12 protein-coding genes are annotated in these 13,198 nt (G+C 60.9%); 3 read left to right on the top strand and 9 right to left on the bottom strand.

From position 1 onward, the window contains the following. Positions 1 to 3: 3 nt before the first annotated feature. From groL to AC1Q80_RS23415, 4 genes are all read right to left on the bottom strand, one after another. A complete protein-coding gene (gene groL / locus AC1Q80_RS23400) occupies positions 4 to 1,632 on the bottom strand; it encodes a chaperonin GroEL (RefSeq protein ID WP_173419615.1) in 1,629 nt (542 codons plus the stop codon). A 114-nt stretch (positions 1,633 to 1,746) separates the two neighbouring features. After that, complete coding sequence (locus AC1Q80_RS23405) at positions 1,747 to 1,965, bottom strand: hypothetical protein (RefSeq protein WP_025426507.1); 219 nt, start codon at positions 1,963 to 1,965, stop codon at positions 1,747 to 1,749. Between the two features lie 168 nt (positions 1,966 to 2,133). Continuing rightward, complete coding sequence (locus AC1Q80_RS23410) at positions 2,134 to 3,141, bottom strand: lysophospholipid acyltransferase family protein (RefSeq protein WP_209791215.1); 1,008 nt, start codon at positions 3,139 to 3,141, stop codon at positions 2,134 to 2,136. Further along, positions 3,131 to 4,561, bottom strand: a complete 1,431-nt coding sequence (locus tag AC1Q80_RS23415; RefSeq protein ID WP_492362015.1) for a cytochrome P450 — start codon at positions 4,559 to 4,561, stop codon at positions 3,131 to 3,133. The genes AC1Q80_RS23410 and AC1Q80_RS23415 overlap by 11 nt, the downstream gene beginning before the upstream one ends. 32 nt (positions 4,562 to 4,593) lie before the next feature. On the opposite strand from AC1Q80_RS23415, the gene AC1Q80_RS23420 reads away from it, so the two are divergent. Then, positions 4,594 to 5,004: a hypothetical protein gene (locus AC1Q80_RS23420; RefSeq protein ID WP_492362016.1), complete on the top strand. Its 411-nt coding sequence runs from the start codon at positions 4,594 to 4,596 to the stop codon at positions 5,002 to 5,004. Between the two features lie 166 nt (positions 5,005 to 5,170). Here AC1Q80_RS23420 and AC1Q80_RS23425 read toward each other — a convergent pair whose 3' ends face one another. Beyond that, a complete protein-coding gene (locus AC1Q80_RS23425) occupies positions 5,171 to 6,364 on the bottom strand; it encodes an aq_1923 C-terminal domain (protein ID WP_209791218.1) in 1,194 nt (397 codons plus the stop codon). Positions 6,365 to 6,816: 452 nt separating this feature from the next. Between AC1Q80_RS23425 and parC the strand changes: the two genes are divergently transcribed. After that, positions 6,817 to 9,093, top strand: a complete 2,277-nt coding sequence (gene parC / locus AC1Q80_RS23430; RefSeq protein ID WP_173419620.1) for a DNA topoisomerase IV subunit A — start codon at positions 6,817 to 6,819, stop codon at positions 9,091 to 9,093. Between the two features lie 136 nt (positions 9,094 to 9,229). Continuing rightward, on the top strand, positions 9,230 to 9,568 hold the full coding sequence (locus AC1Q80_RS23435; protein WP_492362017.1) for a helix-turn-helix domain-containing protein: 339 nt from the start codon (positions 9,230 to 9,232) through the stop codon (positions 9,566 to 9,568). Positions 9,569 to 9,614: 46 nt separating this feature from the next. Here AC1Q80_RS23435 and AC1Q80_RS23440 read toward each other — a convergent pair whose 3' ends face one another. From AC1Q80_RS23440 to hemB, 4 genes are all read right to left on the bottom strand, one after another. Next, the gene (locus AC1Q80_RS23440; protein ID WP_209791220.1) at positions 9,615 to 10,514 is read right to left on the bottom strand and encodes a DMT family transporter; all 900 of its coding nucleotides are present in this window, start codon (positions 10,512 to 10,514) and stop codon (positions 9,615 to 9,617) included. A gap of 3 nt (positions 10,515 to 10,517) precedes the next feature. Beyond that, complete coding sequence (locus AC1Q80_RS23445) at positions 10,518 to 11,306, bottom strand: arginyltransferase (RefSeq protein ID WP_209791221.1); 789 nt, start codon at positions 11,304 to 11,306, stop codon at positions 10,518 to 10,520. A 134-nt stretch (positions 11,307 to 11,440) separates the two neighbouring features. Then, the gene (locus tag AC1Q80_RS23450; RefSeq protein ID WP_173419624.1) at positions 11,441 to 11,905 is read right to left on the bottom strand and encodes an RDD family protein; all 465 of its coding nucleotides are present in this window, start codon (positions 11,903 to 11,905) and stop codon (positions 11,441 to 11,443) included. 98 nt (positions 11,906 to 12,003) lie between these two features. Next, complete coding sequence (hemB, locus tag AC1Q80_RS23455) at positions 12,004 to 13,020, bottom strand: porphobilinogen synthase (protein ID WP_173419625.1); 1,017 nt, start codon at positions 13,018 to 13,020, stop codon at positions 12,004 to 12,006. Between the last annotated feature and the right edge of the window lie 178 nt (positions 13,021 to 13,198).

Genomic DNA, 13,198 nt, shown 5'->3' on the forward strand with positions numbered 1-13,198 from the left:
TTCTCAGAAATCCATGCCCGCACCGTTGGGCGGTTGTGCGGCGCCATCCTTCTTCGGCTTCTCGGCGATCATCGCTTCGGTGGTCACAAGAAGCCCGGCAACGGAGGCAGCGTCCTGAAGCGCTGCGCGCACCACCTTGGCCGGATCGATGACGCCCATCTTGAAGAGATCACCGTATTCGCCCGTCTGTGCATTCCAGCCATAGGCGAAGTCGGTTTTCTCACGCAGCCTGCCGACGATGATCGAACCTTCGGCGCCGGCATTCTCGGCAATCTGGCGCACCGGCATCTCCACCGCGCGCCGGACGATCTCTATGCCGACCCGCTGATCCTGGTTGGCAACCTTGATGCCGTCCAGCGCACCGACCACCCGAAGCAGGGCGACACCGCCGCCTGGCAGGATGCCCTCTTCGACGGCCGCACGGGTGGCATGCAACGCGTCGTCCACCCGGTCCTTCTTTTCCTTCACCTCCAGTTCGCTGGAGCCTCCGACCCGGATGACGGCCACGCCGCCCGAAAGCTTGGCAAGTCGTTCCTGCAGTTTTTCCCGATCGTAGTCGGAGGTTGTTTCCTCGATCTGCGCTTTGATCTGGCTGACCCGTGCGCCGATGTCGGCCTTGCTGCCGGCACCGTCGACGATGGTGGTGTTTTCCTTCTCGATCATCACCCGTTTGGCACGACCGAGCGTTTCAAGCGTGACATTCTCAAGCTTGATGCCGACATCTTCGGAAACGACCGTACCGCCGGTCAGCACCGCGATATCCTCGAGGATCGCCTTGCGCCGGTCGCCGAAACCCGGCGCCTTGACGGCAGCGATCTTGAGGCCGCCACGCAGCTTGTTGACGACAAGTGTTGCCAAGGCCTCGCCTTCGACATCCTCTGCAATGATGAGAAGCGGGCGGCTCGCCTGGATCACCGATTCGAGAATCGGGATCATCGCCTGCAGGTTGGAAAGCTTCTTTTCGTAGATGAGGATGTAGGGATCTTCGAATTCGACCCGCATCTTCTGCTGGTCGGTGATGAAATAGGGCGAGAGATAGCCTCGGTCGAACTGCATGCCCTCGACGATCTCCAGCTCGATCTCGGCAGTCTTGGCCTCTTCTACGGTAATGACTCCTTCATTGCCGACCTTCTCCATCGCCTCGGCGAGGTAACGGCCGATCTCCGTGTCGCCGTTGGCGGATATGGTGCCGACCTGCGCGATCTCCTCGTTATTGGCGATCTTGCGGGCGCGGACTTTGAGCTCGGTGACGATTGCGTCTACGGCCAGGTCAATGCCGCGCTTCAGGTCCATCGGATTCATCCCGGAAGCGATCGCCTTGACCCCCTCCTTGACGATCGCCTGCGCGAGGACTGTTGCCGTCGTCGTTCCGTCGCCCGCAACATCACTGGTGCGCGATGCCACCTCGCGCAGCATCTGTGCGCCCATGTTTTCGAACTTGTCTTCGAGTTCGATTTCCTTGGCGACGGAAACGCCGTCCTTGGTGATCCGGGGGGGGCCATAGGACTTTTCGATGACGACGTTTCGTCCCTTCGGTCCGAGCGTCACTTTCACGGCATTGGCAAGGATATCGACGCCGCGCAGCATGCGGTCGCGCGCGTCGCTACTGAATTTGACTTCCTTGGCTGTCATTGTCGGCCTCCCTCAACACGAAACTCGCAGTCACGTGGCCCGCGATCGAAAAGGGCCCTGACGCTACCGATCGTCAATGTGGCGCCCTCATCGGAAGCGCTGCCGCTCAACACGTTACTCTTCGCCATCATCAGGCGTCAGGATGTCGATCAACGCAGCGACGCGTCCAGCCGGCAGATGCCGTCCTTCGCCGATCAGCGCCTCGTCGTTGTTGACCCAGGCGATTGCTTCGGCGAGTTCTGCCGCACTGGCTCCCGTCGCCAGCAGCTCCGCCATCAGCGTTTCGTCGACCGGGCCAAGAATGGCGGTGATATCCGCATGTTTCAGTCCCATGACGTTCTCCTTCCGTGTGATCGGTCAGGAATGCCGGATGAAGTCTTGTCTTCAGAGAAATGTAGATAGGCGACGGCGCTCGTGCATCAAGCAGAGGCCATCATAACATGGAACGTGTTCGCGCGAAAAAGCCCGGCTTGAGGACGGGCTTGCCAGGTTCCGATCGGATCACTCGGGTCGAAGGCTATTGTCGAGAAAGTACCACTGGTCGAGATTGGCCCGGATAATCGGTTCGATCGCGTTGTTCAACATCAGGATGTCATCCAGCTGCCGGGCGCCGGGGCGGTCCTCGGGCGGAAGCTTTATCGGGGGCAGTGCCCGGCATTCGAAGCGGAAGCCGTCGGCGCGCAGGTTGTACCACGGGCAGATGGTGGCGCCGGTCATGCGGGCGAGGCGGATGGCAATGGCGAGGTTGCCTTCGAGATGTGGCTTGCGGTCGAAGAACGGACCACGGATCAAGCCGCCAAAACCTTCGTCGCAGAAGGTGCTGACGACGCCGCCGCTCTTCAGGATCTTGATCGCGGGGCGAATGCCTTCGGCGCCGGGCGGCAGGAACCGCAAACCCGCCTTGCTGCGAACGCGCTCGGCGATCCAGGCTTTGGCCCGGCCCTTGGGCGGGAGGTAGAAGGCATAGGGGTGGACGTTGATCCTCTGAAGAACGGTTGGCCCAACTTCCCAGTTGCCGAGATGCATGCCGACGATGATGACCGGGCCGGCCTTGACGGCATCATCGATGATGTCGAGACCGTGGAATATCAGCCGATCGCGATTGTTCTGCAACCGGTTCACCACGGAGAACTCGGTCATCAGCCGGCCCTGCGCTCGGCAGTTTTCGCGAAACAGTTCCTGCTGCTCGGTCTCGTTGAGGTCCGGCCGCAATGCGCGGATGGTTTCCTGCGCTCGGCGCGACGCCACCTTGTGGAAGCGCGGCATGGCAAACAAACCGAGCGCTGCACCCAGCTTGGAACAGGCATCCATCGGCAGGAGCTTCATGCCGAAATGCCCGCTGAGGTGCGCGAGGTTCCAGAGATTATCGGTTACCCAGTAGCGCCAGAAGGCACGCAAGCCCTCCCGGCCGGAAAGCGCATCCGCAAGGGAGGGGCGCTCTTGGCTGGCGAATGTCCATGCCTTGCGCTTGGCAATTCTTTCGGCCCGTTGCGGTTCTTCAATGGTCATGGGATGGCCTCTGCCGTCGATGGAGGGTGACCGGAAGCCCGCCCTTTGGTCGCAGCGTCAGGCGGCAGATGGGCTCCACCGTGTGGCCGTCGACGACCGCTACCCGAAACTGCTGCGCGATGATCGCCAGGCACAGAATTGCTTCCGTGAGCCCGAAATGCAAGCCGGGGCAGACGCGCGGCCCACTGGCAAATGGAATGAAACTATAGGGCTTTGGGCGACGCCCCCCCATGAACCGGTCAGGGCGGAAATGATGCGGGTCCTCGAACAGGCTTTCCGTCCGGTGGAGAAGCCAAGGCACGATCAGCACGAGCGAGCCGCGTTCCGCGGCGATATCGCCGATCATTTCTGCCTGACGGGTTTGTCTCGCCAGAATGGGAACGGGCGGGTAGAGGCGAAGCGTCTCCTCGATGATGGCCTTGCACAATTCGAGCTGCGGCACGTCGTCGATCGTCGGCACCCGATTGCCGCAGACGCGGCCAATCTCGTCATGGAGCGCCTTTTCCACCCATTTGGCGCGGGACAGGAGGTACCAGGCCCAGGTGAGCGTGGCGGCCGTCGTCTCATGACCCGCCATGAAAATCGTCGCCGCTTCGTTGCGCAGGGCAACCAGGTCGAGCTTGAGTTCAGGATTTCGCTGCTGGCGACGGATCAACAGCTCAACCATGGAGTTGTGGTCGCCGCGGCCTTCGAGGTGATCCTCGACCACCTTGTCGATGATACGGTGGATACGCTTGACCGAGCGGCGAAGTGTCGGTGTTCGCAAGATCGGGAGCCCATCGTCGAAGCCGAGGAAGTAGCCGAGATTGATCGAATCGACCAGCGACTGGTAGCTGGTGAAGCTGTCGGTGACTGCCGCCGCGCTGTCGTCCCCGAGCTGGTTTCCAAAGACGCTGCGCGCAATGATCTCGGCGGTCAGGCCAGCCATTTCGTGCAGGGCGTTGACCTGCGCACCGTCCGGCATCCCGTTCCAGCGCGCGACCAGTTCGCTGGTCGTGCGCTCCATGACTGGACCGAAGGCAGGCACCCTTTTGGCATGGACGATATCGGCGACCAGGGGACGTCGCTGTTTCCAGATGTCGCCGTCCGAGATGAAAAGGCCGTCGCCCAGCAGGAATTCGAGTGCGCGGCGCATCTGCGGGCTCTTGCGCTCGAAGTTCTCATGACGTTTGACGACAACCTGGCGGATGAGGTCGGGCGAGTTGACCAGAATGACCTGCCGCCCGATCAGCCGGATCTGGGAAACCTTCTCCGTAAAGTCGTTGTTCCGCCAGATCGACAGAAAATCAGTTCGTGCCTGAAGCAGAAGCCGCAGGGGCTTGCCCGGTGGTCCCGAATAATAGTCGGCGCGCGCAGGCTCAAATCTTTCTTCCGACAGCTCTTCTCTGAACTTTACCGATTGATGGAACCATCCAGCCATTGACGCCCGATCTGTCGAAAAGAAACGAATAAATGCACTTGCGTTTCGGCGTTCAGAACAATGTTCGCGAGAGTGTGGCTCTCGATATCGGTCTTCTGTTCTCTATCTTGCGCCTGTTCTACAAAACGACAGTTTTCACGGTTGCCGGATCTGAATTGTTCTTCATCCGGGATTACAGCGTGGTCGAAAAATGCGTGCAGTACGGAATGGTCAGGCAAAACGCCGTTGACGTTTCATGCGAATGGGGCATGCGAGAAAAAGCTGCGGTCGTTCGAAGCAGATCAGGGGATAATACTGGCGGTGCAGTCTTCGAGGCGCAAGGCGGCGCAAGTAAAACAGGCCGTCGAAACAAGGGTTTTCAACCGAAAACGGCCACTCGGCAAGAATATGACACGGCTGCGAGGAGGCAATCCGAAACGCGATTGGCTGCTCGGCCCGAATGAGACGGGTGCTTGGGTATCGTGGCCGTCGAACGCCGTATCTGCGGCCCTTGTTTCATGCGTGTCGTGAAGCCGGGCTGTGTGCTGGATACGGAAACGCCGGCGACTTCGACGACCGACAGGTCATGCGAAGTCACCGGCGCTGATTTTCAGGCCGGAGCTTTACCGATCAATCGTTTGCCGTCACCTTGACGCCGAGAACCGAAGGGATCGTGTTCGGCGCACCCATTGCTGCGCCCATGATCATCGGGAACGGAACCGGCTTTTCCGGTGCTGCGCTGATCGTCAGGCTCTTCGGGCCGTCGAGGTAGGTGTTGACTGCGGACGATACCTGGTTTTGCAGTTCCGGCACGTTGAGCTGCGCCATCATCAACGGAACGAGGCCCTTCAGCGACTGCGCCAGCTGATCGCCCGTCACACCCTGCTGCGAACCCGCGTAGTCGAGTGCCTTTTTGGTGATCGAGGCGTCGTCGAAGCGGATTTCGGCGCTGTTGAAGGTCAGCTGCTGCATCAGCCCCATCATGGCGAGACCCATCGCCTGATTGGCCTCTTCCTTGTTGGGGTTCGCTTCGGCGGACTTCATGGCTTCCTGAAGCGACTTCATGAAGGCAAGCGTGTAGCCAGAGATGTCAACAGCGAGGTTCAGCCGGCCGACATTCTTGAAGTCGAAGGCGTATTCCTCGAGCGCGACGTTGCCGCTTTCGACTTCCCAGCTGCCCTTCATCGTCACCGCGCCATCCAGCTTGGTCAGGCCAAGCTTTTCGATGGCCTCCTTGGTCTTGGGGTCTTCGATTTGCGAAAGGTCTGCCCTGAGGCCGGCAGCGGTTGCATCGAAGTCAAAGCCGGCATCGTTTTCCTGGCGGGCGAGGTTTGCTTCACTGCTTTCCAGCGAAAAGACTTCCTTGCCCTTGGCGCTGACCGTGATCGGGCCGGTGCTCGCGCTTTCGTAAAGCAGGATATCGTCGAGCGTGCCGCCTGCCGGGTTGGCCGGAATGGACAGGCCCGAAACGAGAATGTCCTTGACGGCGAGGCTGCCCTCATCCTGTGCGACGTTGACGTCAGGGAAGGAAACGGTCTCGGCATAGTAGCCGCCGCCTTCGGTTTCCTCGACGCCTTCGAAGGTGATGTCACCGATCTTCAACGCGTCGCCGGGCTGGCCCGCGAGCTTGATCTGGACGCCCGAGGCCGTCACGGTGTCGCCGCTGACTTCGGCCTTGTCGAAGGTGAGCGTGGTGCCGTTCGAACTCATCGCCGCATCGAGCTTCTTCATCAGGTCCGCGCCGTCCAGCGCAAAGGCCGGGCCGGTGAGGGTCAGGAGTGCGGCGCTGGCCATCATCAGGCGGATCTTGCGCGTATGCATCATTGTGGAGTTCCTTCGTGAAAATATCTGATTGTTTAGCTGTGTCGAGGATGCGGCATCGCTAGTCTGGTTCATGTCGGCAAGCTGCGTCAACTGAGGCAGATAGCCGTATCGGCCGGCGAAATATGCCATGCCTGAGGCCCGTCCTCCCGTCAGTTCGCGTCCCGCAATGTCCCCCTCGCAAATCATCCAAATCAACAGCAGCCGAACCTAATACGAAACAGGGCGAAATTATATTCGCTCGATGAAATCACGCGCGCTTCCTCGCCCGGATGCTTTCCAGGACGTTACCGACGGCGCTCGCTCACCCATGCCATAACCGTCTGGACGTTGCACGAACATTGCAGGACCGGGTCTGCGCCCTTCAATAGCGCATAGGTGGCGCCATGTGGTTCTCCACAGCGCGATCCCCTGAAATCCTTGATGTTCCGGGTTTGTTGCGCTAGCAAGAACATATGGGACAAAGCCTTACTCCCCCGTCTGGCGGGGACGATCATATTCAGCCGGTTGACCTGAAGGCGGCGCTGGAAGAGCGTTACCTGGCCTATGCCTTGTCGACCATCATGCATCGCGCGCTTCCTGATGTCCGCGACGGCCTGAAGCCGGTGCATCGTCGCATCGTTCATGCCATGAGCGAGATGGGGCTGAGGCCGAACACGTCGTTCAAGAAATGCGCCCGCATCGTCGGCGACGTCATGGGTAAGTTCCACCCCCATGGCGACGCCTCGATCTACGACGCACTGGTGCGGCTTTCCCAGGAATTTGCCATCCGTTATCCGCTGGTCGATGGCCAGGGTAACTTCGGCAATATCGACGGCGATAACGCTGCCGCCATGCGTTACACCGAAGCGAAGATGACCGATGTCGCCTCGCTTCTACTTGAGGGTATCGATCAGGACGCGGTGGACTTTCGACCCACCTACAACGAGGAAGACCAGGAGCCGACCGTGCTCCCGGGAGCCTTCCCCAACCTGCTTGCCAATGGTGCGACCGGCATTGCCGTCGGCATGGCAACGTCGATCCCGCCGCACAACGCCCATGAGCTTTGCGATGCGGCGCTGCACCTGATCCGCCATCCGGAGGCGACCGTCGAAGACCTTCTCTACGATCCGGCCAATCCGCAGAAGGGTGGGATCGAGGGGCCGGACTTCCCGACTGGCGGCGTCATCGTCGAAAGCCGCGCGAGCATGGCGGAAGCCTATCGCACCGGCCGCGGCGGTTTTCGCGTGCGGGCGCGCTGGGCGTCCGAGGAGCTCGGGCGGGGCGGCTATCAGATCGTCATCACCGAGATCCCCTACCAGGTCCAGAAGTCGCGGCTGATCGAGAAGATCGCCGAGCTTCTCGTCGCGCGCAAACTGCCACTACTGGAAGACATCCGCGACGAATCGGCCGAAGACATCCGTATCGTGCTGGTGCCGAAGAGCCGTTCTGTCGATGCCGGCATCCTGATGGAATCTCTCTTTAAGCTCACCGAGCTCGAAAGCCGTATTCCGCTGAACATGAACGTGCTGTCGATGGGGCGCGTGCCGCGCGTCATGGCGGTCAACGAAGTGCTTTCGGAGTGGCTCGCCCACCGCCGCGATGTCCTGCAGCGACGTTCGCGTCACCGTCTGGCCGCGATCGATCGCCGCCTGGAAATCCTCGGTGGTTACCTCGTCGCCTATCTCAATATCGACGAGGTCATTCGCATCATCCGCGAGGACGACGAGCCGAAGGCCGTGATGATGGAGCGGTTTTCGCTCACGGACCTTCAGGCCGAGTCGATCCTCAATATGCGGCTGCGCTCCTTGCGCAAGCTGGAAGAGTTCGAGATCCGCACCGAGTTCGACGCGCTGTCGAAGGAAAAGGCGGAGATCGAGGCATTGCTCGCTTCCGAGGAGAAGCAGTGGCAGACCGTCGCCTGGGAAATTGGCGAGGTGAAGAAGAAGTTCGCCAAGGCGACCGAGATCGGCAAGCGTCGCAGCACCTTTGCCGATGCGCCGGAGGCCGATATTGAAGCCATCCAGCAGGCGATGATCGAGAAGGAGCCGATCACCGTCGTCATCTCGGAAAAGGGCTGGATCCGCGCGCTGAAGGGCCACATCTCCGATACCTCGACGCTGCAGTTCAAGGAAGGCGATGCGCTGAAGGTCGCATTCCCGGCCCAGACCACCGACAAGATCCTGGTCTTCACCACCGGCGGCAAGGTCTACACGCTCGGCGGCGACAAGCTGCCAGGCGGTCGCGGTCATGGCGAACCGTTGCGCATCATTGTCGATATGGAAAACGATCAGGACGTTCTGACGGCGTTCGTGCACGATCCTGTCCGAAAGCTGATCGTTTCGTCGGCGGCCGGTAATGGCTTCGTGGTTGCAGAAGGCGAGATCGTTGCCAACACCCGCAAGGGCAAGCAGGTGATGAACGTCGCCATGCCCGATGAAACCAAGCTGGTCATTCCGGTCAAGGGCGACCACGTTGCGGTCGTCGGTGAAAACCGCAAGATGCTCGTCTTCCCGCTGGTGCAGATCCCTGAGATGGCACGTGGCAAAGGCGTCCGGCTGCAACGCTACAAGGATGGCGGCATTTCCGATATCCGTTGCTTTGCGATCGCAGACGGCCTCGTCTGGGAAGACAGTGCCGGCCGCGTCTTTACCAAGAGCAAGGACGAGCTGATCGAGTGGCTGGCTGATCGTGCCTCCGCTGGCCGCGTGGTGCCGAAGGGCTTCCCGCGCAGCGGAAAGTTCAGCGGCTGATCCATCGCTGCCTGCGCGGCTTCGCTGCGCGGGCAGGTCTCGTCGACTTCGTAAGCAATGCGAAATTTAGAGGAATGCCCCGTTTTCGGCGCTTGAAAGCAACGTGCGGTCGTGGATCAATACCCATCCCAACAGGATGAAGACCATGCCGAATTCCGCTGCCCTCGACGATATTCTCCTCGCCCTGGCAAATCCGATTCGCCGTCGCATCTTCGAACTATTGCTCGGGGGGGAAACTCGGGTTGTCGAGGTTGCGGCCGCCGTTGCCGTGACGCCTGATGCGCTTGAGCAGCATCTGCGCATCCTGGAGGAGGCCTGCCTGGTTTCGCGGCTGCCTGCCGGCGGCGGGGAGGTCGTGTGCGGCAATCCCGCGCCTCTGGACATCGCTGCCGCGTGGATCGAGATGAACCGCGAACTCTGGTCGATGCACATCCATGCGCCGAAATCCCTGGAGGCCGGCGTGACGCCAACCTGACGACCTCAGTTGTCCAATACCAGCGCTGCCTCGAGGTGTCGGCAGTCTATTCCGGGCAGGGCTGTGCCGCGCCGCGGGCCGCCCGGCTGCGCATCTGCCAAAGTGAATGACCGATGAGCGCGAAGATCAGGATCGCGCCGCCCGCAAGCGTTTGCGCCGTCGGGCTTTCCGCAAAGACCAGCCAGACCCAGATTGGCGCCAGGATGGTCTCGAGCAGATAGAACATGCCCACTTCCGGTGCCGACAGGAACCGCGGGCCCGTGGCCAGGCAGAAGAACGCCAGCGGGATCATCACCAAACCGTTGAAGAAGATGTATTGCGGAGCTGCGATCGCAAAACCACCGGCAGGTAGCATCAGAAGTGCCACTGCGGCTGGAAAGATGGCAGTCACCAGCGGAACCAAAGCCATGTCGCGGCCGCTTGCCCGGCTGATGGTGATGGCGCTGGCCAAGAGGAAGGCGGAACTTGCCGCCATCGCATCGCCGAAGAGATGACCGCTCTCAAGTCCGTCCTGCACGATCAGCCCGACGCCGAGCACCATTGCTCCCATTGTCACAAGTGTTGCGTTGGAGGGGCGCTCCTTCAGAAATATCCAGGAGAGCAGGGCCGCAAACATCGATGTAAACGCAAGGATGAAGACGACGTTCGCCGTCGACGTATTGAAGACGGCGAGCAGGAACGTGCACGAGTTGATGCCGTAAAAGAGGCCGACAATCAGTCCGGCCTTGCCCGGCATGAGCGAGATCTTGCGACCAAGTACCTTGTTGATCACGAACCATGCCAGGAGCCCGATCACGAAAGTCGAAAGACTGCGCACGGCGAGCAGCGACCAGACTTCGCCACCGGCGGATCGGATGAGCGGAATGTCGAAGGAGAGAGCAAGGCCGCCAAGGCCGGTGATGGCAAGTCCACGCCGGTGCAGCGCGGCATCAGAGGAAGGGCTCAATTTTCAATCCGTTTCGGTGGGGGGCGTTTCTGAAACAGGCTCAGGACCATCGTAACGCTCCCAGCCACGCGGCATAAGGTGCTCCTGTGGCAAAAATTTCGTCTTGTACCCCATCTTGCGCGACCCCTTGACCCAATAGCCGAGATAAACGTGTGGGAGGCCCCGTTCCTTGGCGCGGCGGATGTGGTCGAGAATCATGAAGGTGCCGAGCGAGCGGTCTTCGTAGGCCGGGTCGAAGAAGGAGTAGACCATCGAAAGCCCGTCACCCATCCGGTCGGTCAGCGCGGTTGCGATCAACGGCCCGCGAGCCCTCTCGCTGATACCGTCGCCTTCGACCCTTAGGCGATATTCGATGATCTTGGTGTGCACATGGGTGTCCTCGACCATCATCGCATAGTCGAGAACCGACATGTCGGACATGCCGCCTTTCTGATGCCGTTGGTCGAGATAGCGGCGGAAGAGATTGTATTGCTCGCTCGATGGTTCGGCCGGATACTCCGACGAAATCACATCGCTATTGGCGGCAAGCACCCGGCGCATCGATCGGGTGGGCGAGAATTCGTTCGCAAGGATGCGAACGGAAACGCAGGCGCGACAGGTTTCGCACGCCGGCCGATACGCAATGTTCTGCGAGCGACGGAAGCCACCCTGGGTCAGGAGGTCGTTGAGCTCCGGTGCGCGCTCCCCCACCATGTGGGTAAACACCTTTCGCTCCATCTCGTTCGGCAGATAAGGGCAGGCTGCCGGCGCAGTGAGATAAAATTGCGGAGACGGTGTGGTCTGTGTGTTCATCGAGTGCGGCGGTCACTCTTGGCGCGGTTGTTCATGACAGTAGCATGGCGGAAGAATGAAAAACGTCAACTCACACGTTTGGGGCGGTTGCCCCTGGCGCGCGGATTGTTCGTCGTTGATTGTTTCGGCGGGGATCAGTAGCTGTCGCGACGGACCGTCACGGTGCCGATCAAGAGATCGTGCAGCAGACGGCTGCGATCCGTGAACAGCCCGATCAGCAGAATGAGGGGCGTCAGCAGCGCGTTGGCGATCCAGAAGATGACGAGATGCACGATCGCCGTCAGGAAATCCATCGGGCGCCCGTCCGTGCGCGCAATCGCCAGTCCCATCATCCGCATGCCGGGCGATGCCTGCTCACGGCCGCCGACCGTCACGCCGAAATAGAGCATCGCCACCAGTGCAAAGAGCACGGGATAGAGCAGGAAGCCGAGGCCGAGCGTCAGAATGCCGAGGAAGAACACCACCACGGCGGCCGGGATCCACAACAGCGCGATGATGACATAATCGAGAATGAAGGCGAACACCCGCCGCGACAGCACACCCTGGTAGGCGCGCCAGTCATTGCTCGGCAGCCGCAGTTCATCGTTGTGCATCGTCATCTCTCGTGGCCTCGCATGGTTTCAAGCTGGATATGGGTTAGCATTGCCGGCAAAACAAGGATTGCCCACCACGGTCCGCCTGTCGTTTGCAAGGTGTGTTACCGCCCCTTGGCCAGGATTCTGGCGACTTCAACGGCGAAATAGCTGAGGATGCCGTCGCAGCCGGCCCGCTTGAAGGCGAGCAGCGTCTCGAGCATCACCTTGTCGCCGTCGATCCAGCCGTTGGCGGCGGCGGCCTTGATCTGAGAGTACTCTCCCGAAACCTGATAGGCGAAGACCGGAAGGCCGAAAGCTTCCTTCATACGCCAGCAGATATCGAGGTACGGAAGGCCGGGCTTGACCATCAGCATGTCGGCACCTTCCTCGACGTCGAGTGCGGCGTCGCGGATCGCCTCGGTGCCGTTGGCCGGGTCGATGTAATAGGTCTTCTTGTCGCCTTTGAGCAGGCCACCGGTGCCGATCGCCTCGCGATATGGCCCATAGAAGCCGGAAGCGAATTTCGTCGCGTAGGCCATGATGCCAACATTCTGGTGGCCCGCGGCGTCCAGCGCCTGACGGATCGCGCCGATGCGGCCATCCATCATGTCCGAGGGGGCGATGATATCGGAACCGGCGTCCGCCTGGGCGACGGCTGCCCTGGCGATCATCTCGACCGTCTCGTCGTTGACGATTTCGCCGTTGCGCAGGATGCCGTCATGGCCGTGGCTGGTGAAGGGATCGAGCGCCACGTCGGTGATGACGCCGATCTCGGGCACGGCCTTCTTGAAGGCGCGCGTTGCCTGGTTGATGAGATTGTCGGCGGCAAGGCTGTTGGAGCCGGTCTCGTCGCGCAGCGACAGATCGATGTTGGGAAAGGTGGCGATTGCCGGGATGCCGAGATCAGCGGCTTCCTTCACCGCTTCGACAGCCTTGTCGATGCTCATGCGGTTGACGCCCGGCATGGCATCGATCGGCTGGACGATGTTCTCGCCCGGCACGATGAAGATCGGCCAGATCAGGTCGTCGACCGTCAGGCGGTTCTCCTGCACAAGCCGGCGCGTCCAGTCGGCCTTGCGGTTGCGGCGCATGCGGCGGTGGCCCGTGATCCTGTCCACAAGATTCGTCCTGTCGTTCATCGCGCCGCGCCTTTCCCTGAAAACTGTGAGCTGGGATGCGCTTTATCATGTGGGGGCCGCGCTTGGGAACGGTGCCGCCGACAACGGGCCTGCGGCATTTCTTCCTTTTGCTGGACCGCGGCGGGGGAGGGGGCTTCCTTCGTGCTGGCGGATGGCGCCGACCCGCCCTATCTTGCCG

This window comes from Ensifer sp. GW823-FHT05D09, assembly GCF_058795755.1.

Excerpts from the sequence above, each read along its gene's own strand:
- AC1Q80_RS23450 (WP_173419624.1), bottom strand. The coding sequence starts at position 11,905 with ATGACGATGCACAACGATGAACTGCGGCTGCCGAGCAATGACTGGCGC.
- AC1Q80_RS23405 (WP_025426507.1), bottom strand. The coding sequence starts at position 1,965 with ATGGGACTGAAACATGCGGATATCACCGCCATTCTTGGCCCGGTCGAC.
- AC1Q80_RS23425 (WP_209791218.1), bottom strand. The coding sequence starts at position 6,364 with ATGATGCATACGCGCAAGATCCGCCTGATGATGGCCAGCGCCGCACTC.
- AC1Q80_RS23410 (WP_209791215.1), bottom strand. The coding sequence starts at position 3,141 with ATGACCATTGAAGAACCGCAACGGGCCGAAAGAATTGCCAAGCGCAAG.
- hemB (WP_173419625.1), bottom strand. The coding sequence starts at position 13,020 with ATGAACGACAGGACGAATCTTGTGGACAGGATCACGGGCCACCGCCGC.
- AC1Q80_RS23420 (WP_492362016.1), top strand. The coding sequence starts at position 4,594 with ATGCACTTGCGTTTCGGCGTTCAGAACAATGTTCGCGAGAGTGTGGCT.
- AC1Q80_RS23435 (WP_492362017.1), top strand. The coding sequence starts at position 9,230 with ATGAAGACCATGCCGAATTCCGCTGCCCTCGACGATATTCTCCTCGCC.
- groL (WP_173419615.1), bottom strand. The coding sequence starts at position 1,632 with ATGACAGCCAAGGAAGTCAAATTCAGTAGCGACGCGCGCGACCGCATG.
- parC (WP_173419620.1), top strand. The coding sequence starts at position 6,817 with ATGGGACAAAGCCTTACTCCCCCGTCTGGCGGGGACGATCATATTCAG.
- AC1Q80_RS23415 (WP_492362015.1), bottom strand. The coding sequence starts at position 4,561 with ATGGCTGGATGGTTCCATCAATCGGTAAAGTTCAGAGAAGAGCTGTCG.
- AC1Q80_RS23445 (WP_209791221.1), bottom strand. The coding sequence starts at position 11,306 with ATGAACACACAGACCACACCGTCTCCGCAATTTTATCTCACTGCGCCG.